Raw genomic sequence first — 19,453 nt, forward strand, 5'->3', positions numbered from 1 at the left:
GCGAAAGTAGGAAGAAAACTACTTCGTTTTCCTCCTACTCGATTTTTTCACTTATTTGGCTTATGTTCGAAAATAAACTACCTTTGTATTACGAGTCAGAGAGAAATTAATCCCAGTTATTATAAATGAATGGTTTGAACAGAGGAATTATAAGATTGCTCCTTTTATCTTTATTGCTCCTTTTAGGGGTGAGTAGTTGTTCTCAAAAAGAGGAACGACGTATTTTAGTTGTCCACTCTTATGAGGAAACTTATGCGGCTTATCCGGAATTTAACCGGATGATAGCGGAGCAATTTGAAAAAGAGAAAATTGATGCTGATATTCGTACCGTTTATTTAGACTGTGAATCCTACTGGGAGGAACCTGAACTCGAACGGATGCGCTTTCTGGTTGATTCCGTATCGAGAGACTGGCGGCCGGAAGTGATTCTGGTGAATGAAGACCAGGCTACTTATTCATTGATGAAATGCGGAATTCAGTTGGCGAAAGAAGTGCCTGTGGTTTTTGGTGGTGTCAATTATCCGAATTGGGGATTACTGAAACATCATCCCAACGTGACAGGTTTCCACGACAAGATAGCCTTTAATGAGAATATCAGTGTAGCAAAAGAGCTTTTCGGTGAGCACGTTCGTTTGTTTACCATGCTCGATACTACCTATATTGACAGACAAATCAGAAGAGATGCAAAGGAACAGTTTAAAGGACATAAAGTGACCGGATTCATAGATAATCCAGAACTTTCTCCTGAAGAACAGATACGTTTGGTGCAGGAAGAAGGCTATACCCGCTTCATGGCTATTCCTTTGCGTAATGCCAGAAACCATTCGGATGCTACTTTTATGTGGGTTTTGAACAGGAGTTACCGCGATCAATGTTATATCCAGTTGAAACGTGATTACACCACTATTAATATTGGGAGTATCTGTGGTAGTCCTAGTCTGACAGCCATTAATGAAGCCTTTGGGTTTGGTGAGAAGTTGTTGGGTGGATACATCACTTCGCTGCCTATTCAGGTAGAAGAAGAGGTGAAAACTGCCGTTCGCATATTACATGGCACAAGCCCCTCGGATATACCCATTGTTGAAAGTCGGAAAGAGTATGTCGTAGACTGGAATACAATGAAACAAATAGGCTTGGGCAAGGAAAGTATTCCTGCAAAATATAGCATTATCAATATCCCGTTCAGAGACAAGTATCCATTTCTATGGGGAACTTTAGTCGCTTCATTAGTTCTTTTCCTGACATTTCTCTTTGCTTCGCTTTGGTGGTTATACCTTCGGGAACAGACGAGAAAAAAACAGGCGCTTATTGCATTAGCTGATGAAAAGGAGACTTTGTCGTTAGCCATTGAAGGTGGAATGACGTATGTTTGGAGGTTGGATGAAGGTCGTTTTATTTTTGAAGATGCATTTTGGCACTCCCTAGGATTAGCCCCCAGGCAACTTTCTTTTAAAGAATTCGTGAGTTTTATTCACCCCAACCAGTGGGAGGGCGTGAAGTTCAACTGGAGAAATCTGAAAACAGCCCAAAAGAAAGTAGTACAGGTGCGTTGTAACTTCGACGGCAAAGGATATCAGTGGTGGGAGTTTCGTTATACTACTAAACAGTTACCGGGTGGCGAATATAAAACAGCAGGTTTATTGCTCAACATACAGGATATAAAAGACCGTGAGGAGGAACTGGAAGCTGCACGCTTACTCGCTGAAAAGGCAGAATTGAAACAATCATTTCTGGCAAATATGAGCCATGAGATACGTACTCCGCTCAATTCGATTGTTGGTTTTGCCAATATTCTGGCATTGGAAGATGGATTGAGTTCCGTAGAACGCGAAGAATACATCGGTACTATTAATAAGAACAGCGAGTTGCTGCTCAAACTGATTAACGATATTCTGGAGCTTTCCCGTATCGAATCAGGCTATATGTCTTTCTCATTCAAGAAATGTAGGGTGAGAGAGCTGATTGATGACATTTATATGACTCACCAGGTATTGATTGCTCCACGCCTGGAATTCCTGAAAGAAGTAGATAATATACCTTTGGAAATTAATGTGGATAGAGAGCGTTTGATACAAGTTCTAACAAACTTCTTGAATAACGCCAGTAAGTTTACGGAAACCGGATATATCAAATTAGGGTATATTTATCTGCCGGATGAAGGTCATGTGCGAATTTATGTAGAAGATACAGGAAGAGGTATTCCACGCGAAGAACAACGGATGATTTTTAGCCGTTTCTACAAACAGAACGAATTCTCACAGGGAGCAGGATTGGGACTTTCTATTTGTCAGGTGATTATAGAAAAGTTGGGTGGAAGGATTGAACTCAAATCCGAAGTAGGCAAGGGAAGTCGCTTTACGGTCATCCTTCCTTGCCGGGTAGTGTCTTGATAAAAACTAATGGAAGGGAATGCCAACCGTATTATTTCTTGTTTTTCCCTTTCTCCATTGTTCCCAAGTAAATCTCCAGTGAACGGGTGGAAATCTGTATTTCGCGGAAAGATACGCCTAGAGAAGCTATCAATAGAATCAGTGCCAGTCCGAATACGTAAGCAGAAAATAATTGCAGTCCGATATAAATAAGAAACATACTGACTACGCAGAGAAAAAGGCTTGCAATACCCAGTCCTTGCATTGTACGGGTCAGGTTCAACCGTTTCCGTAAATTCTCGATTTGAGCTTCAGTGATATCCGAAGGATTCTCCACGTAGCGGTCACGCAGTTGGCGTACAAGTTGGGCATACGATAAGAAACGGTTGGTGTAAGCCAATAAAATCAATGAAACTGCCGAGAAAAGTAGGGCAGGAGTAGTGAGAGTCAGTTCTTCCATAATCTATTTTTTATAGTCAAGTAGCGGTTCAAAATTCATTTTATAAAAGAGAATTTTAGGCGCAGATTACATAGATTTCACGTATTATACGTTTTTTAGAATGATGCTTGTTATAAAGCAACTGTGTAAGATACGTGAAGTCTGTGTATTCTGTGTAATCCGTGCCTAAAATATAGATTCCGCAAGGAAACCTTGCTTCGAAGTTATTCCGTTTTCAATACGTTAAGCTCTTTGCCTACCTTGATAAATGCAGCGATACACTTGTCAAGATGTGCTTTTTCGTGTCCTGCAGAAATCTGTACACGGATGCGGGCCTGATCTTTCGGCACTACCGGATAGTAGAAACCTGTCACATAGATTCCTTCTTCCTGCATGCGTGCAGCATAAATTTGAGACAGTTTCGCATCATACAGCATTACCGCACAAATAGCACTTTGCGTCGGTTTAATATCAAATCCTGCAGCCGTCATCTTATCACGGAAGTAGTTTACATTTTCAACCAACTTGTCATGCAGGGCATTGCTCTCTTTCAGCATCTTGAAAACTTCAAGACTTGCACCGATGATACCCGGAGCCAATGAGTTGGAGAACAAATACGGGCGACTGCGTTGACGGAGTAAATCAATGATTTCTTTACGTCCGGTGGTAAATCCTCCCAGTGCACCGCCGAAAGCCTTACCCAACGTTCCGGTATAAATATCTACACGTCCGTGAGTCTTATACAACTCGCTTACGCCATGACCAGTGGCACCTACCACACCGGCAGAGTGGGATTCATCCACCATTACCAACGCATCGTATTTCTCGGCAAGATCACAAATCTGATCCATCGGGGCTACGTTGCCATCCATTGAGAACACACCGTCCGTAACAACAATACGGAAACGTTGCGCCTGCGCTTCTTGCAGACATCTTTCCAAGTCTTTCATGTCAGCATTGGCATAACGGTAACGTTTCGCTTTGCAAAGACGTACCCCGTCAATGATAGAAGCATGGTTTAGCGAGTCCGAGATAATGGCATCCTCTTCAGAGAAAAGTGGTTCGAATACACCGCCGTTAGCGTCGAAGCAGGCAGCATACAGAATTGTGTCTTCAGTCTGGAAATAGTCCGAGATGGCAGCTTCCAGTTCTTTGTGTATATCTTGTGTTCCACAAATGAAACGGACGGACGACATTCCGTATCCACGGTTATTCATCATTTCCTGCGAAGCCTTGATTAATCGGGGATGATTGGACAATCCTAGATAGTTGTTTGCGCAGAAGTTTAATACTTCCTTACCTTTTACAGTGATGGCAGCTTGCTGCGCACTTTCAATCAGTCGTTCTTCTTTATAAAGTCCGGCTTCCTTGATTTCAGCCAATGTTTGGCGGAGATATTCTTGCATTTTACCGTACATAGTGTTTGGGTGATTAAGTTATATTGCAAAGGACACAATTTTTCTTGGAATAACAATGTCTTTTTGATTAAAATCTGAAAAAAAAGTGCTTACTTTGCGCACTATTTAAGCTTGATATTCTAAGTCAGAAGAAAAAATGGAACACATTTTGATTATTGGAGCTACCGGACAGATAGGGTCGGAGCTAACGATGGAGCTACGGAAACGTTACGGAAATGCAAATGTAGTAGCTGGTTATATTCCGGGTGCAGAACCTAAAGGGGAATTAAAGGAGTCGGGACCGTCGGCAATAGCTGATGTAACGGACGGCGAGGCGATTGCATCTGTAGTAAAAGAGTATCACATCGATACGATTTATAATTTGGCTGCTCTGTTGTCCGTAGTTGCCGAGTCGAAACCCAAGCTGGCTTGGAAAATAGGTATCGATGGATTGTGGAATGTGCTGGAAGTGGCACGTGAACAAGGGTGCGCAGTGTTTACTCCGAGTTCTATCGGTTCGTTTGGAGCTAGTACGCCTCACACGAAAACACCGCAGGACACTATTCAACGTCCGCGTACCATGTATGGAGTCACTAAAGTAACAACAGAGTTGTTGAGTGATTACTATTTTAATAAATACGGTGTCGATACCCGTGCTGTCCGTTTTCCGGGCATTATTTCGAATGTGACCCCTCCGGGAGGAGGTACGACCGATTATGCTGTCGATATTTACTACTCGGCAGTGAAAGGAGAAAAGTTTGTGTGCCCCATTAAGCAAGGCACTTTAATGGATATGATGTACATGCCGGATGCGCTGAATGCAGCAATCACACTGATGGAAGCCGATCCGGCAAGATTGATACACCGCAATGCTTTCAATATCGCTTCCATGAGTTTCGACCCGGAAACGATATATCAGGCTATCAAGAAGCATGTGTCGCAGTTTGAGATGATCTATGATATAGATCCTTTGAAACAGCGCATAGCCGATAGCTGGCCCGATAGTCTGGATGATACCTGTGCTCGTGAAGAGTGGGGATGGAAGCCGGCCTACAATTTGGAAAGCATGACGGTGGATATGCTTGAAAAGTTAAGAGAGAAACTGAAATAATGAAAAAACTAATTGCAGGGGTCATACTGCTCGGTATATTGAGCTCTTGTGGAAACAAGAAAGCAAATATTGACCCCTTCGCATCTATTACTAAAGAGGTGGATTCAATCCGGCAGATAGCCGATTCTAGCCACCATGATAAATCGCCGGAAGATCCGCAGCCTATACAGGCAGATGAATCTTTCGATGATTTTATCTACAATTTTGCTTCCGATGATGTGTTACAGCGTCAGCGTGTAAAATTTCCATTGCCCTACTACAATGGAGATAAGAAGTCAAACATCGAGGAACGCAACTGGAAGCATGATGACTTGTTTACCAAGCAGCATTATTATACACTGCTGTTTGATAGAGAAGAAGACATGGATTTAGTAGGAGATACTTCCCTCACTTCTGTGCAGGTAGAGTGGATGTTCGTGAAAACACGAATGGTAAAAAGATACTATTTTGAACGTATCAAAGGTGCATGGATACTGGAGGCAATCAACCTGCGGCCCATTGAGCAAAGTGATAATGAAAACTTTGTTGAGTTTTTCGGACATTTTGCAACGGATAGTCTTTTTCAGAGTCAGCGTGTGCGGGAGCCGTTGGCTTTTGTAACCACCGATCCGGACGATGATTTCTCTATTCTGGAGACAACCCTCGACCTTAATCAGTGGTTTGCCTTCAAGCCGGTACTTCCTGTCGACCGCCTTTCTAATATTAATTACGGACAGCGGAATGACGATGATTCGCCCACGAAAATCCTGGCGTTGAAAGGTATCGGGAATGGTTTTTCCAATATCCTTTATTTCCGCCGGAAAGCCGGAGAATGGGAATTGTATAAGTTTGAAGATACAAGTATCTGATACAGGTTACGACGCACTATAACAGTATAACTTATAACTAAAAATATATGTATTCTCTTTTGCCCTACAATACATTCGGCATCGATGTCAGTGCCACTCGTTTTTTAGAATATTCTTCGGTTGAAGAACTGAAGAAGCTGATTGTGCAAGGTGCCATTGTGACACCTTTTTTGCATATTGGTGGCGGCAGTAACCTGCTGTTTACCAAAGATTACGACGGATTGATACTCCATTCCCGCATTGAAGGAATCGAAGTGACGGAGGAAGATGAACACTCTGTATCGGTACGAGTGGGAGCGGGGGTAGTATGGGATGACTTCGTTGCATATTGCGTAGAACATGGATGGTATGGAACGGAGAACCTGTCACTCATTCCCGGTGAGGTCGGAGCGAGCGCGGTACAGAACATCGGAGCTTATGGTGTTGAAGTGAAAGATCTGATAACAGCTGTGGAAACGGTGAACATTCAAGCTGAAGAACGCGTTTATTCGGTGGAAGAGTGTGGATATACCTACCGCAACAGTATCTTTAAACGCCCGGAAAACAAGTCGGCTTTTGTTACCTATGTCCGTTTCCGACTTAGTAAAAAAGAACATTATACGTTAGATTATGGAACCATTCGTCAGGAGCTTGAAAAATATCCAGTATTGACGCTTTCTGTTGTACGGAAAGTGATAATTGATATTCGTGAGAGCAAGTTGCCCGACCCGAAGGTAATGGGGAATGCCGGCAGCTTCTTTATGAATCCCATTGTGCCGAAAGAAAAACTGGAAGCCCTGCAGCAGGAATATCCCCGGATACCTTACTATGAACTGGCGGATGGTCGGGTAAAAATTCCGGCAGGATGGATGATCGACCAATGCGGCTGGAAAGGTAAGGCTTTAGGCCCGGCTGCCGTGCATGATAAACAAGCATTGGTGTTAGTGAATCTTGGTGGAGCAAAAGGTAGCGATATCCTTGCGCTTTCAGATGCAGTTCGAGCCTCTGTCCGTGAGAAGTTCGGCATTGATATTCATCCCGAAGTTAACTTAATAAATTGAGAAGTAAAAATTGAGAATGAAGAATAGCTATATGAATAATGAAAAGTGTTCAGGTGTAGAAATACTCTATAACCTTTCTTTTTTTCGTTCTCAATTCCAAATTTCTCATTCTCAACTATTATTTTTTAATTCTCAATTTTCAATTCTCAATTAAACAAGTGAAAGTAAGAATCATTGGAAGTGGAACATCGACGGGAGTCCCCCAAATCGGCTGTACATGTCCGGTTTGTACTTCTACCGATCCGAAAGATAACCGATTGCGTGCATCTGCTATTGTCGAGACAGATGATGCGCGGATTTTGATAGATTGCGGTCCGGATTTCCGGACACAGGTATTGCATCTTCCTTTTGAGAAGATAGATGGTGTGCTCATTACGCATGAACATTATGACCATGTGGGTGGGTTGGATGATTTGCGTCCGTTTTGCCGATTTGGTTCAGTGCCTATTTATGCGGAAAATTATGTGGCGCAAGGCTTGCGCTTGCGTATGCCCTATTGCTTTGTTGACCATCGTTATCCGGGAGTTCCTGACATTCCTTTGCAGGAAATCTCGGTGGGGCAGGCCTTTTCTGTTAACCACACGGAGGTACTTCCTTTACGTGTGATGCATGGCCGATTGCCTATTCTGGGATATCGTATCGGGCAATTAGGTTATATCACTGATATGCTGACCATGCCCGAAGAATCCTATGAACAATTGGCGGGAATAGATGTTTTGGTAGTGAATGCACTTCGGATTGCCACGCATCCTACTCATCAGAATTTGGAAGAAGCATTGGCAGTGGCGCAGCGCATTCAGGCAAAGAAGACGTACTTTATACACATGAGTCATGATATGGGCTTGCATGCGGAGGTTGAAAAGAGCCTTCCGGAAAATATTCACCTGGCATTCGACGGATTGGATATCTATCTTTGATTATCGGTGAAATTTTTAGCAAAAGTTTTGTTTTCTTTGTAGAAATTATTATTTTTGCACCTAGCCGATAAACAGCGAATATTATGAAACTTCGTACGATAGTGAAAATAGCGATCACATCTTCTGTTGTACTTTTGTGCTCAGGTTTCGCATTGTACTCTTTTTTTAGACTGTCGGCGGCCGAAGGGCAGAAAGATTTTGATCTTTATGAACTGGTTCCATCCACCACTTCAGCCGTATTTGTTACCGATGATGTGCTCGAGTTTGTAGCGGAGGTCGATGATCTGACTTGTAGTAAAAATCAGCAATATCTTTATGTATCCAAACTTTTTTCTTATCTGAAACAAAGCCTTTATGCCCTCTCGGAAGATACTCCCCATGGCTTGAGTCGGCAAATGAATCAGATGCTGATTAGTTTCCACGAACCGGATAACGAACGGAACCAGGTACTTTATTGCAGATTGGGAAATGGGGATAAGGAATTGGTGAACAGGTTTGTGCGTAAATATATATCTTCGCTTTATCCACCGAAAACGTTTGTTTACAAAGGAGAGGAAATAATCATTTACCCGATGGCAGATGGTGATTTTCTAGCCTGCTATCTGACGTCTGATTTTATGGCGTTAAGTTTTCAGAAAAAACTGATTGAAAACGTTATTGATGCATATAAGAGTGACAAATCATTGGCAGATGATCCTACTTTTACAGGAGTGCGTGCTCCGAAAAAAAGTGCAGCGACCGCCACAATCTATGCCCGAATGAAAGGGATGATGGGATGGACGGAATTTGACATGAAGATGAAAGATGATTTTATCTATTTCTCCGGCATCACACATGATGCAGACACTTGCTTTGCATTTATAAACCAACTTCGCCAGCAGCAATCAGTCAAAGGCTTCCCGGGTGAAGCACTACCCTCCACTGCTTTCTATTTTAGCAGACAGGGGATTACGGACTGGGCGTCTTTGCTTTCTTATGGAAATGCGCAGGAGCAGAACGGGGCAGTCCGCACGAGTGAAGTGCAGAATAGAGATAAGGAATTTTCCCGCTATCTGATGGAAAATGCCGGGCAAGACCTGGTTGTCTGTCTCTTCCAGCGTGAAGATACGTTGCAGGATGCAGCGGCAGTCTTGAGCCTGTCTGTGGCAGATGTGACGGAAGCTGAAAGGATGCTTCGTGCCTTTGTCAATACTGCTCCGGCAGATGAAGGAAGAAAAACTCCTCGTATTACTTTTTGTTATACTGTAAATAAGGCATACTTGGTCTATCGGTTGCCTCAAACAACATTGTTTAAACAACTGACCAGTTTTGTTGAACCGACTTTGGATGTGTATGCAGCATTTTATGGCGGACGTTTGTTACTCGCTCCGGATGAGGATAGCCTGTCGCATTATATTCGCCAACTGGATAAAGGGGAAGTGCTTAATGGGGCAATGGCTTATCAGACGGGTATGGATCACCTGTCTGATTCATATCATTTTATGCTGATGGCGGATTTCGATCACGTGTTCCGGCAATCGGAAAATCACGTCCGTTTCGTACCGGATTTCTTCCTGCGCAATGCAGACTTTTTCCGTAATTTTACACTCTTTGTCCAGTTTGCCTGTACCGATGGAGTAGTATATCCCAATATTGTTTTGAAATATAAATCAGAATAAAAAACGTGGTTTATATACAATCATTCTATAAAAAAAACTCCCGACAGAATTAAATTCTATCGGGAGTTTTTTTATGCTTATTCGTCCGACGAATGACTTTCGGTTTAGAATGGCAGATCGTCTTTTGCGTCGCCCGGAGTAAATTCCGGCATTGCCGACGGAGCTGCGGGAGGAACGGAACCGCCTGTAGCCATTGGGGCACCTACGCTGACACGTTCTACTTTCCATGCACGGATTCTGTTGAACCAGCGGTCTTGCCATTGGTTAGAATCGATGTCGAATGAAACAGTCAGTTCTTCGCCCATTTGAATGTTGAACTGATCTATTTTATCTGCCCCAAATACTTCGAAGCACATTTTGCGTGGATATTGGTCGTGACTTTCGATAACAAACTCTTGCGCTTTCCACTCGTTGCCGGTAGCTTTTGAAACTCCTCCTTTGGGCTGGAGGATAGCGATGATTTTTCCTGTAAATTCCATTGCGATAATTTTAAATTCTGGGGCGAAGTTACAATTTTTTAGTAATATCCCTCACACAATGCCTGTTTTTTTCTTTTGTTTTATTGGGCAGCCCAAATCTTTTTTCGTAACTTTGTGCGATAGAACATTTAAAACTTAAATACACGAAAATATATGAAATTTATCGTTTCAAGTACTGCTCTTTCCAGCCATTTACAGGCCATCAGCCGTGTGATTAATTCAAAAAATGCGCTGCCAATTCTCGATTGTTTCCTCTTCGAATTGGAAGACGGAACATTGTCTGTGACTGTATCCGACAGTGAAACAACGATGGTGACTACCGTAGAAGTGAATGAAAGCGATACAAACGGGCGTTTTGCCGTAGTAGCGAAAACATTGCTTGATGCACTGAAAGAAATCCCGGAACAACCACTTACATTTGAAATCAATCCGGATAATTATGAAATAACAGTGCAGTACCAGAACGGAAAATACAGCCTGATGGGGCAGAATGCGGATGAATTCCCGCAATCGGCTACACTGGGTGATAATGCAGTCCGTGTAGAAATGGAGGCAAGTGTACTTCTGGGAGGTATCAACCGTTCGGTGTTTGCTACTGCCGATGACGAACTTCGTCCGGTGATGAACGGTATTTATTTCGATATTACCACAGAAGACATCACAATGGTTGCTTCAGACGGTCATAAACTGGTGCGTTGCAAGACATTGGCAGCCAAAGGTAACGAGCGTGCAGCCTTTATCCTTCCGAAGAAACCGGCTACCTTGCTTAAGAATCTTTTGCCGAAAGAACAAGGCACAGTGACGATCGAATTCGATGAACGCAATGCTGTATTCATGCTCGAAAGCTACCGGATGGTTTGCCGCCTGATTGAAGGACGTTACCCGAACTACAACTCGGTAATTCCGCAGAACAACCCGCACAAAGTGACCGTAGACCGTCAACAGTTGGTAGGAGCTTTGCGTCGTGTGTCTATTTTCTCGTCGCAGGCAAGTAGTTTGATTAAACTCCGTATGCAGGAAAACCAGATTGTGATTTCCGCACAAGATATTGACTTCTCTACTTCTGCCGAAGAAACACAAGTTTGCCAGTATGCAGGTGCAGCAATGAGCATCGGTTTCAAATCGACATTCCTCATCGATATCCTGAACAATATTTCAGCAGACGAAGTAGTCATCGAACTCGCAGATCCTTCACGTGCCGGAGTAATCATCCCGGTAGAGCAGGAAGAAAACGAAGACCTGCTGATGCTGCTGATGCCGATGATGCTAAATGATTAATAGTAATCACTGCAAAATAACACAGAGTTCCACAGAGTGTTTTATGTATTTATTGCTCTGTAGAACTCTGTGTTACTCTGTGGTGGAAAAAATAATTAGAAATGAAATTAAACCTGAAAAATCCCATTGTTTTTTTTGATTTAGAAACAACCGGAACCAATATCAACACAGACCGAATTGTTGAAATCTGCTATCTGAAAGTATATCCGAATGGAAATGAAGAAGCAAAAACATTACGTATCAATCCTGAAATGCATATCCCGGAAGCATCTTCTGCTATACATGGCATTTATGATGCCGACGTAGTCGATTGCCCTACTTTCAAAGAAGTGGCGAAAAACATAGCCAGGGACATTGAAGGTTGCGATTTGGCAGGATTTAATTCCAATCGTTTTGATATTCCTGTCCTTGCTGAAGAGTTCCTTCGCGCCGGAGTGGACATTGATATGACGAAACGCAAATTTGTAGACGTACAGGTGATCTTCCACAAAATGGAACAACGCACCTTGTCTGCTGCCTATAAATTCTATTGCGACAAGAATCTGGAAGATGCACACACTGCCGAAGCAGATACACGGGCCACTTACGAAGTGCTGAAAGCACAGCTTGACCGTTACTCCGATCTTCAGAATGATATTGCGTTCCTGGCAGATTATTCAAGTTTCAGCAAGAATGTAGACTTTGCCGGACGCATGGTGTACGATGATAATGGGGTGGAAGTGTTCAACTTCGGAAAATATAAAGGAATGTCTGTAGCCGAGGTTTTGAAGAAAGATCCCGGATATTACAGTTGGATTTTGAATAGTGATTTCACGTTGAACACTAAGGCGGCATTGACAAAAATCCGTTTGCGTGAAATGAGTAATTTGATTACAAAATAATGCTAAAAGGAAAAAAAATAATTCTTGGAATTACCGGCAGTATTGCCGCGTACAAGGCGTGCTATATCATTCGTGGACTGATAAAACAGGGAGCGGAAGTGCAAGTCGTAATTACTCCGGCGGGAAAAGAATTTATTACTCCCATCACTCTTTCGGCTTTGACCAGCAAACCAGTCATTAGTGAGTTTTTTGCCCAGCGTGACGGAACGTGGAATAGCCACGTCGATCTCGGATTGTGGGCAGATGCTGTATTGATTGCACCTGCCACTGCCTCTACTATCGGTAAAATGGCCAATGGAATAGCCGACAATATGCTCATAACAACTTATCTTTCGGCAAAAGCTCCCGTGTTTGTTGCTCCGGCAATGGATCTCGATATGTTTGCCCATCCTGCCACCCAGAAAAATCTGGATATCCTGCGTTCTTACGGTAATCACATTATCGAGCCGGGAACAGGAGAATTAGCCAGCCACTTGGTAGGAAAGGGACGTATGGAAGAGCCGGAAAACATCATCCGGGTATTGGATGAATTCTTCGCTTCGAGTGATGAACTATCCGGAAAGAAAGTGATGATTACAGCCGGACCTACTTACGAAAAAATTGACCCGGTGCGTTTCATAGGCAATTATTCTTCCGGAAAGATGGGATTTGCGTTGGCAGAAGAATGTGCCCGTCGCGGAGCGCAGGTGACATTGATAACAGGTCCTGTGCAGCTCAAAACGAAACATTCCCGTATCCGGCGTGTAGATGTGGAATCAGCAGAAGAAATGTATGCGGCTTCACAGATCTATTTTCCAGATGCTGATGCAGGTATTCTTTGTGCGGCAGTAGCCGACTACCGTCCGGAAACAGTGGCCGACAAGAAGATTAAGCGGGAGAAAGAAGAGGAACTAACCCTCCATCTTCAGGCAACACAAGACATCGCTGCCAATTTAGGAGCACTGAAAGGGAAAAATCAGTTATTGGTTGGCTTTGCCCTCGAAACCAATAATGAGCAGCAGAATGCCGAAGGAAAGCTCGAACGCAAAAACTTCGACTTTATTGTGCTCAATTCGTTGAATGATGCTGGAGCCGGTTTTCGCCATGATACCAATAAAATAAGTATCATTGACAGGAAAGGTCGTACAGACTATCCTCTGAAGCCGAAGACGGAAGTAGCCCAAGACATCATCGACCGTCTGGTAGCCACCCTGTCTCCCGGTTTTTAATTTTTAATCTTTAATTTTTAATTAAAATAGAAGGTGTTACGTTCACTATACATTCAGAATTACGCATTGATAGAAAAACTGGATATCAGTTTTGAAACAGGCTTTTCCGTTATAACAGGTGAAACGGGAGCCGGAAAATCAATTATTCTGGGAGCTATCGGACTCCTGTTAGGACAGCGTGCCGATGTGAAAGCGATTCGCCACGGAGCTTCCAAATGTATCATAGAGGCACGTTTCGATATATCTGCCTATGGTATGCGTCCGTTTTTCGAAGAAAACGAGTTGGAATATGATGAAGAGTGCATTTTGCGTCGTGAAGTGCAGTCTTCCGGTAAGAGCCGGGCATTCATCAACGATACTCCTGCTTCGTTGGCACAAGTGAAAGAGCTGGGCGAACAGCTGATAGATGTACATTCGCAACATCAGAATCTGCTGCTTAATAAAGAAGGATTTCAGTTGAATGTGCTTGATATTCTGGCGCATAATGACGCTGCATTGGCGAAATATCATCTGTGTTATGACGAATGGAAACAGACAGATCGCGAACTCGCTGAATTAGTGTCACTGGCAGAGAAAAGTCGCTCCGATGAAGATTATATCCGCTTCCAACTCGAACAGCTCGAAGAAGCCTGTTTGGTGGAAGGCGAACAGGAAGAACTGGAGCAGGAAGCTGAAACATTAAGTCATGCAGAAGAGATAAAAGCCGGACTTTACCGGGTGGAGCAGTCGTTTGCTTCGGATGAAGGTGGCTTGCTTTCTTATCTGAAAGACAGTCTGAATACACTGAATAATCTGCAAAGAGTATATCAGCCGGCCAAGGAACTTACCGAACGTATGGAGAGCGCTTATATCGAACTGAAAGATATTTCGCACGAAGTCTCTTTACAAAGTGACTCCGTTGAATTCAATCCGGTCCGTCTGGACGAAGTGAATGAACGGTTGAATCTGATTTATTCCTTACAGCAGAAACATCGGGTACAAACCCTTGATGAATTGATAGCGCTAACGGATGAATACCGCAGCAAATTGTCGGACATCACTTCCTATGATGAGCGTATCGCCGAACTGACTGCTCGCAAAGAGGAACAATATAAACAAGTGAAACAACAGGCAGAAGTGCTGACCAAAGCCCGTACGAAAGCTGCTCGTGAAGTAGAAAAACAGCTGGCTGTCCGGTTGATTCCATTAGGAATGCCGAATGTTCGTTTCCAGATAGAAATGGGACTGAAGAAAGAGCCGGGATTGCAAGGAGAAGATACAGTCAACTTCCTGTTTTCCGCCAATAAGAACGGCACCTTGCAGAATATCTCTTCCGTAGCTTCAGGAGGTGAAATCGCTCGTGTCATGCTTTCTATCAAGGCAATGATTGCCGGAGCCGTCAAGCTGCCGACCATCGTATTTGATGAAATAGATACCGGGGTCTCCGGTGAAATAGCCGACCGTATGGCGGACATGATGCAGGAGATGGGCGACCGCAACCGTCAGGTAATCAGTATCACCCACCTGCCGCAGATTGCTGCCCGTGGGCGTGCTCATTATAAGGTATACAAGAAAGATAGCGATACGGAAACCAACAGCCATATCCGCCGTCTCACTGACGAAGAACGGGTAGAGGAAATAGCTCACATGCTTAGTGGTGCCACTCTGACCGAAGCTGCCCTTAGCAATGCCAAATCCCTGCTTGCCCGTAACTGATAAATAGTGAATAGTAAATAGTAAAATAGTAAATCAACCAGATGTTAGATAAAAGTGAAATGATTTTCGGCGTTCGTGCCGTGATAGAAGCCCTTCAGGCTGGAAAAGAGATAGATAAGATCCTCGTGAAGAAAGATATTCAAAGTGATCTTTCCAAGGAGCTTTTTGCAGCTTTGAAAGGTACGTTGATACCTGTTCAGCGTGTTCCGGTAGAGCGTATCAACCGTATTACCCGGAAAAATCATCAAGGAGTGATCGCCTTCATTTCTTCTGTGACTTATCAGAAAGCGGAGGATCTTGTTCCTTTCTTGTTTGAGCAAGGAAAAAATCCGTTTTTTGTTATGCTCGACGGAGTGACCGATGTACGCAATTTCGGGGCGATTGCACGTACCTGCGAATGTGCGGCTGTCGATGCCGTGATTATTCCTGTCCGGGGTAGTGCGTCGGTCAATGCTGACGCCGTGAAAACATCGGCAGGAGCGCTACATACTCTTCCGGTATGCCGTGAACAGAACCTCCGTTCGACTCTGCAATATCTGAAAGATAGTGGTTTCCGCATTGTGGCTGCTACCGAAAAAGGAGATTATGACTATACCAAGGCCGATTATACAGGTCCCCTCTGCATCATAATGGGAGCGGAGGATACAGGAGTTTCTTATGAAAACCTTGCCCTCTGTGATGAATGGGTGAAAATTCCGATGCTGGGCACTATCGAATCCCTGAATGTCTCTGTAGCTGCCGGTATCCTGATTTACGAAGCTGTGAAACAAAGAAACAATGACTGATATGAAGAAGATTTTAATTCTACCTTTGCTGCTTTTCTTCCTGGTACAAGGAAGCATGGCACAAACCCCAAAATGGGTAGAGAAGGCAAAACGTGCAGTCTTCTCAATAGTGACTTATGACAAGAATGATAAAATGCTGAATACGGGAAACGGATTCTTTGTGTCCGAAGACGGATTGGCTTTATCAGATTATACTCTTTTTAAAGGAGCCGAACGTGCGGTAGTGATTACTTCCGAAGGCAAGCAGATGCCGGTCAGCCTGATACTTGGAGCGAATGACATGTATGATGTCATTAAGTTTCGTGTGGCTATCACCGAGAAGAAAGTGCCTGCGCTGGTCGTTGCTAAAACAGCCCCGGCGACAGGAGCCGATGCGTGGATGCTTCCTTATTCTACACAAAAAAGTATCGTTTGCGTTACTGGTAAGGTGAAAGATGTTTCCAAAGTAGCCGGAGAATACCATTATTATACATTGAGCATGCATATGAAAGATAAGATGGTGAGCTGTCCGGTGATGAATGCGGAAGGTCAGGTATTTGGTATTGCGCAGAAATCATCCGGTATCGATACGGTGACTACTTGTTATGCGGCGGGAGCAGCTTTTGCCATGTCGCAGAAAATCAGTGCTCTTTCTTTGGGAGACGCTGCCTTGAAAAGCATTGGTATCCGGAAAGGTTTACCTGAAACGGAGGATCAGGCATTAGTGTATCTGTTCATGGCCTCTTCGAGCCTCTCGGGCGAGGACTATGAAAAGCTGTTGGATGACTTCATCCGCCAGTTCCCTGCCAATGCAGATGGTTATCTCCGTCGTGCCAATTATTATGCATCTAAAGGTAAAGACGATCAGACCTGGTATGATAAAGCCGTTGCCGACTTTAATCAGGCTCTGAAAGTAGCCCAGAAGAAAGATGATGTATATTATAATATAGGTAAGCTAATGTATGCTTATCAATTATCGAAGCCGGAGAAAACTTATAAAGACTGGACGTATGACACCGCTTTGAAGAATGTCCGTCAGGCAATCGCTATTGATCCGCTGCCAATTTACATTCAAATGGAAGGCGATATACTGTTTGCCCAACAAGACTATGCCGGTGCTTTGGCTGCTTATGAAAAGGTAAATACCAGCAATATTGCTTCTCCGGCCACTTTCTTTAGTGCTGCCAAGACGAAAGAACTGCTGAAAGGGGATCCGAAAGAAGTGGTAGCCTTAATGGATAGCTGTATTGCCCGTTGCCCGCAACCGATTACGGCCGACTTTGCTCCATATTTGTTGGAACGTGCGCAGATGAATATGAATGCCGATCAGGCGCGAAATGCAATGCTCGATTATGATGCTTACCATACGGCAGTCAAGGGAGAAGTGAACGACGTGTTCTATTATTATCGCGAACAGGCAGCTTTGAAAGCACGTCAGTTTCAACGCGCTTTAGACGATATTGCCAAGGCCATCGAGATGAATCCGACAGACCTCACCTACCAGGCAGAGCATGCAGTTGTAAACCTCCGTGTAGGACGGTATGAAGAAGCCATTCAGATTTTAAATAATATATTGAAGACTGATCCTAAATATGGTGAGGCTTACCGTTTATTGGGACTTTGCCAGATACAGCTGAAGAAGACAGATGAAGCTTGCGGCAACTTTAAGAAAGCGAAAGAATTGGGTGATCCGAACGCAGATGAATTGATAACCAAATACTGCAAGTAAAAAGATTATCTTCTTGAAGATAAAAAATGAATCCCTGCCAACTCGAAAATTGGCAGGGATTCCTCGTTTTTGGGGACGTTGTATAAAAAACTCTCTCTCTTTTTTTTATTTTTCCCCACTTCACTTGTTAAGTTCAGGTTGTAGGTTTTAATGATATATGGTTTGATTTCCCTTTTTCCCCTCTTTTATAAGTTAAATGCATGGTTATTGAAAATACTGCATGGCTTCACTTATTTTTTTTAGAAATAATTCGAAATTCTATCTAAAACAGTAAGTAAATTTAAAATCGTGGTTCATTTTATCTATAATCTTACTATATTCCGCACGTTTTTAATAACACGTATGAGATAAGTTATAATTTATGGAAAAAAATCGATTTACTATTTGTGCAAACAATTACATCGATTGTTTGCGACAAGAGGGTCGTTATTCTACGGCCCATGTGTATAAACACGCTATTCGTTCTTTTTCGCAGTTTTGTGGAACTCAATCCATCACGTTTAGTAAGATAAACCGTGAAACTCTAAAGAGGTATAGCAACTATCTGATGGCTTCCCGTTTGAAGCCCAATACGATTTCTACGTATATGCGTATGTTGCGTAGTATCTACAATCGTGGTGTCGATATGCATCAGGCTCCTTATGTACATGGTTTGTTCCGGGATGTTTTTACCGGGGTGGACACACGTCAGAAGAAAGCTATCCCGATCGGCGAACTTCACATGCTATTAAACAAAGATCCTCAATCGGAAAAGCTTCGTCGGACGCAGGCCATTGCCAATCTGTTATTTCAGTTTTGTGGAATGCCTTTTTCTGATTTAGCCCATTTGGAAAAGTCCAATCTGGAGCGGGGGCTTTTGAAGTACAATCGTACCAAGACCGGTACTCCTATGAGTATAGAAGTGCTGGAGTCAGCGCAGAATGCAATTGGGGGATTGTACAATAAATCTGACGCCCGGAGTTCTGGCTATCCTGATTATCTTTTCCGGATATTAAGCGGAGCGTACAAGCGGAATGAAGAAGGAGCCTATCGTGAGTATCAGTCAGCTTTGAGACGTTTTAATAATGAGTTGAAAAGCCTGTCCAGAAAATTAAGGCTACATTCGCCCGTCACGTCGTATACGCTTCGTCATTCTTGGGCTACGACTGCTAAGTACAGAGGTGTACCTATCGAAATGATTAGCGAATCACTAGGACACAAATCTATTAAAACAACACAGATATATTTAAAGGGTTTCGAATTGGAAGAAAGAACAAAAGTAAATAAATTGAATTATTCTTACGTTTGTAATTTTAAAATGCTCTGATTAATATTGTTAAAGCATTATGGATTAGGGACTTAATGCTGATGTTACTTCTTAGGTAACGGAATTATATTCGCTACAAAGATAGGTAAAAATATTAATAGCAAACAAACAATAAACTTCTTTTTTTCCTTTTTCTCTAAAATATGCAACATAAATCTATCTGAACATGAAGGATAACATCTTCATGCTCAAAGGCTTTTTATTACCTAAATTCAAGAATGTTTTATATTGAATGTTAGGTGCCCGCTTTTATATTCCCTCATAATCGATTTTTTTCTTTTTTTCACAGCGATGTGTATTCTATATGTGTGTTGTCCGTTACCTAAGAAGTAAC

16 protein-coding genes are annotated in these 19,453 nt (G+C 43.1%); 13 read left to right on the plus strand and 3 right to left on the minus strand.

What is annotated here, in order from left to right; all coding sequences use genetic code 11:
* Positions 1-125: 125 nt before the first annotated feature.
* Positions 126-2,390, plus strand: coding sequence for a sensor histidine kinase (locus DXB58_RS26205; RefSeq protein ID WP_122138755.1), 2,265 nt, complete (start codon positions 126-128; stop codon positions 2,388-2,390).
* A 31-nt stretch (positions 2,391-2,421) separates the two neighbouring features.
* Here DXB58_RS26205 and DXB58_RS26210 read toward each other — a convergent pair whose 3' ends face one another.
* Both DXB58_RS26210 and kbl read right to left on the minus strand, forming a co-directional pair.
* A complete protein-coding gene (locus tag DXB58_RS26210) occupies positions 2,422-2,829 on the minus strand; it encodes a DUF2721 domain-containing protein (protein ID WP_004304023.1) in 408 nt (135 codons plus the stop codon).
* A gap of 203 nt (positions 2,830-3,032) precedes the next feature.
* Positions 3,033-4,226 carry a glycine C-acetyltransferase gene (gene kbl / locus DXB58_RS26215; RefSeq protein WP_122138756.1) on the minus strand — a complete coding sequence of 398 codons (1,194 nt, stop codon included), beginning with the start codon at positions 4,224-4,226 and terminating at the stop codon, positions 3,033-3,035.
* A 136-nt stretch (positions 4,227-4,362) separates the two neighbouring features.
* On the opposite strand from kbl, the gene DXB58_RS26220 reads away from it, so the two are divergent.
* The 5 genes from DXB58_RS26220 to DXB58_RS26240 all read left to right on the plus strand — a co-directional run bounded on the left by DXB58_RS26220 (position 4,363) and on the right by DXB58_RS26240 (position 9,779).
* Positions 4,363-5,316 carry an NAD-dependent epimerase/dehydratase family protein gene (locus tag DXB58_RS26220; RefSeq protein WP_122138757.1) on the plus strand — a complete coding sequence of 318 codons (954 nt, stop codon included), beginning with the start codon at positions 4,363-4,365 and terminating at the stop codon, positions 5,314-5,316.
* Positions 5,316-6,164, plus strand: a complete 849-nt coding sequence (locus DXB58_RS26225; RefSeq protein WP_117934920.1) for a DUF4348 domain-containing protein — start codon at positions 5,316-5,318, stop codon at positions 6,162-6,164. The genes DXB58_RS26220 and DXB58_RS26225 overlap by 1 nt, the downstream gene beginning before the upstream one ends.
* 47 nt (positions 6,165-6,211) lie before the next feature.
* A complete protein-coding gene (gene murB, locus DXB58_RS26230; RefSeq protein ID WP_122138758.1) occupies positions 6,212-7,204 on the plus strand; it encodes a UDP-N-acetylmuramate dehydrogenase in 993 nt (330 codons plus the stop codon).
* Between the two features lie 158 nt (positions 7,205-7,362).
* Positions 7,363-8,121, plus strand: coding sequence for an MBL fold metallo-hydrolase (locus DXB58_RS26235; RefSeq protein WP_117934916.1), 759 nt, complete (start codon positions 7,363-7,365; stop codon positions 8,119-8,121).
* A gap of 83 nt (positions 8,122-8,204) precedes the next feature.
* The gene (locus DXB58_RS26240; RefSeq protein WP_122138759.1) at positions 8,205-9,779 is read left to right on the plus strand and encodes a DUF3352 domain-containing protein; all 1,575 of its coding nucleotides are present in this window, start codon (positions 8,205-8,207) and stop codon (positions 9,777-9,779) included.
* Between the two features lie 104 nt (positions 9,780-9,883).
* Here the strand turns inward: DXB58_RS26240 and DXB58_RS26245 are convergent, their stop codons facing one another.
* On the minus strand, positions 9,884-10,258 hold the full coding sequence (locus DXB58_RS26245) for a DUF3127 domain-containing protein (protein WP_004297031.1): 375 nt from the start codon (positions 10,256-10,258) through the stop codon (positions 9,884-9,886).
* 153 nt (positions 10,259-10,411) lie between these two features.
* Here DXB58_RS26245 and dnaN point away from each other — a divergent pair, with 153 nt between their 5' ends.
* The 7 genes from dnaN to DXB58_RS26280 all read left to right on the plus strand — a co-directional run bounded on the left by dnaN (position 10,412) and on the right by DXB58_RS26280 (position 19,119).
* Positions 10,412-11,536, plus strand: coding sequence for a DNA polymerase III subunit beta (dnaN, locus tag DXB58_RS26250; protein ID WP_004297029.1), 1,125 nt, complete (start codon positions 10,412-10,414; stop codon positions 11,534-11,536).
* A 101-nt stretch (positions 11,537-11,637) separates the two neighbouring features.
* The gene (locus DXB58_RS26255; protein WP_004297028.1) at positions 11,638-12,417 is read left to right on the plus strand and encodes a 3'-5' exonuclease; all 780 of its coding nucleotides are present in this window, start codon (positions 11,638-11,640) and stop codon (positions 12,415-12,417) included.
* A complete protein-coding gene (gene coaBC / locus DXB58_RS26260; RefSeq protein WP_004297027.1) occupies positions 12,417-13,625 on the plus strand; it encodes a bifunctional phosphopantothenoylcysteine decarboxylase/phosphopantothenate--cysteine ligase CoaBC in 1,209 nt (402 codons plus the stop codon). The genes DXB58_RS26255 and coaBC overlap by 1 nt, the downstream gene beginning before the upstream one ends.
* Positions 13,626-13,658: 33 nt before the next feature.
* Positions 13,659-15,320 (plus strand): DNA repair protein RecN, encoded by a 1,662-nt coding sequence (gene recN / locus DXB58_RS26265; RefSeq protein WP_004304014.1) that lies wholly within the window; start codon positions 13,659-13,661, stop codon positions 15,318-15,320.
* A gap of 41 nt (positions 15,321-15,361) precedes the next feature.
* Positions 15,362-16,105, plus strand: a complete 744-nt coding sequence (gene rlmB, locus DXB58_RS26270) for a 23S rRNA (guanosine(2251)-2'-O)-methyltransferase RlmB (RefSeq protein ID WP_004297025.1) — start codon at positions 15,362-15,364, stop codon at positions 16,103-16,105.
* Between the two features lies 1 nt (position 16,106).
* Positions 16,107-17,813 carry a serine protease gene (locus DXB58_RS26275; protein WP_122138760.1) on the plus strand — a complete coding sequence of 569 codons (1,707 nt, stop codon included), beginning with the start codon at positions 16,107-16,109 and terminating at the stop codon, positions 17,811-17,813.
* Between the two features lie 361 nt (positions 17,814-18,174).
* Positions 18,175-19,119, plus strand: coding sequence for a site-specific integrase (locus DXB58_RS26280; protein WP_004321252.1), 945 nt, complete (start codon positions 18,175-18,177; stop codon positions 19,117-19,119).
* Positions 19,120-19,453: the final 334 nt, after the last annotated feature.

Source organism: Bacteroides sp. OM05-10AA (assembly GCF_003439055.1).
GTDB lineage: Bacteria > Bacteroidota > Bacteroidia > Bacteroidales > Bacteroidaceae > Bacteroides > Bacteroides intestinigallinarum.

What these genes read in the sequence shown, in the direction of transcription:
- DXB58_RS26280 (WP_004321252.1), top strand. Translation starts at nt 18,175, where the DNA reads ATGGAAAAAAATCGATTTACTATTTGTGCAAACAATTACATCGATTGT.
- DXB58_RS26210 (WP_004304023.1), bottom strand. Translation starts at nt 2,829, where the DNA reads ATGGAAGAACTGACTCTCACTACTCCTGCCCTACTTTTCTCGGCAGTT.
- DXB58_RS26240 (WP_122138759.1), top strand. Translation starts at nt 8,205, where the DNA reads ATGAAACTTCGTACGATAGTGAAAATAGCGATCACATCTTCTGTTGTA.
- kbl (WP_122138756.1), bottom strand. Translation starts at nt 4,226, where the DNA reads ATGTACGGTAAAATGCAAGAATATCTCCGCCAAACATTGGCTGAAATC.
- DXB58_RS26275 (WP_122138760.1), top strand. Translation starts at nt 16,107, where the DNA reads ATGAAGAAGATTTTAATTCTACCTTTGCTGCTTTTCTTCCTGGTACAA.
- dnaN (WP_004297029.1), top strand. Translation starts at nt 10,412, where the DNA reads ATGAAATTTATCGTTTCAAGTACTGCTCTTTCCAGCCATTTACAGGCC.
- DXB58_RS26245 (WP_004297031.1), bottom strand. Translation starts at nt 10,258, where the DNA reads ATGGAATTTACAGGAAAAATCATCGCTATCCTCCAGCCCAAAGGAGGA.
- DXB58_RS26205 (WP_122138755.1), top strand. Translation starts at nt 126, where the DNA reads ATGAATGGTTTGAACAGAGGAATTATAAGATTGCTCCTTTTATCTTTA.
- murB (WP_122138758.1), top strand. Translation starts at nt 6,212, where the DNA reads ATGTATTCTCTTTTGCCCTACAATACATTCGGCATCGATGTCAGTGCC.
- DXB58_RS26220 (WP_122138757.1), top strand. Translation starts at nt 4,363, where the DNA reads ATGGAACACATTTTGATTATTGGAGCTACCGGACAGATAGGGTCGGAG.
- DXB58_RS26255 (WP_004297028.1), top strand. Translation starts at nt 11,638, where the DNA reads ATGAAATTAAACCTGAAAAATCCCATTGTTTTTTTTGATTTAGAAACA.
- rlmB (WP_004297025.1), top strand. Translation starts at nt 15,362, where the DNA reads ATGTTAGATAAAAGTGAAATGATTTTCGGCGTTCGTGCCGTGATAGAA.
- coaBC (WP_004297027.1), top strand. Translation starts at nt 12,417, where the DNA reads ATGCTAAAAGGAAAAAAAATAATTCTTGGAATTACCGGCAGTATTGCC.
- DXB58_RS26225 (WP_117934920.1), top strand. Translation starts at nt 5,316, where the DNA reads ATGAAAAAACTAATTGCAGGGGTCATACTGCTCGGTATATTGAGCTCT.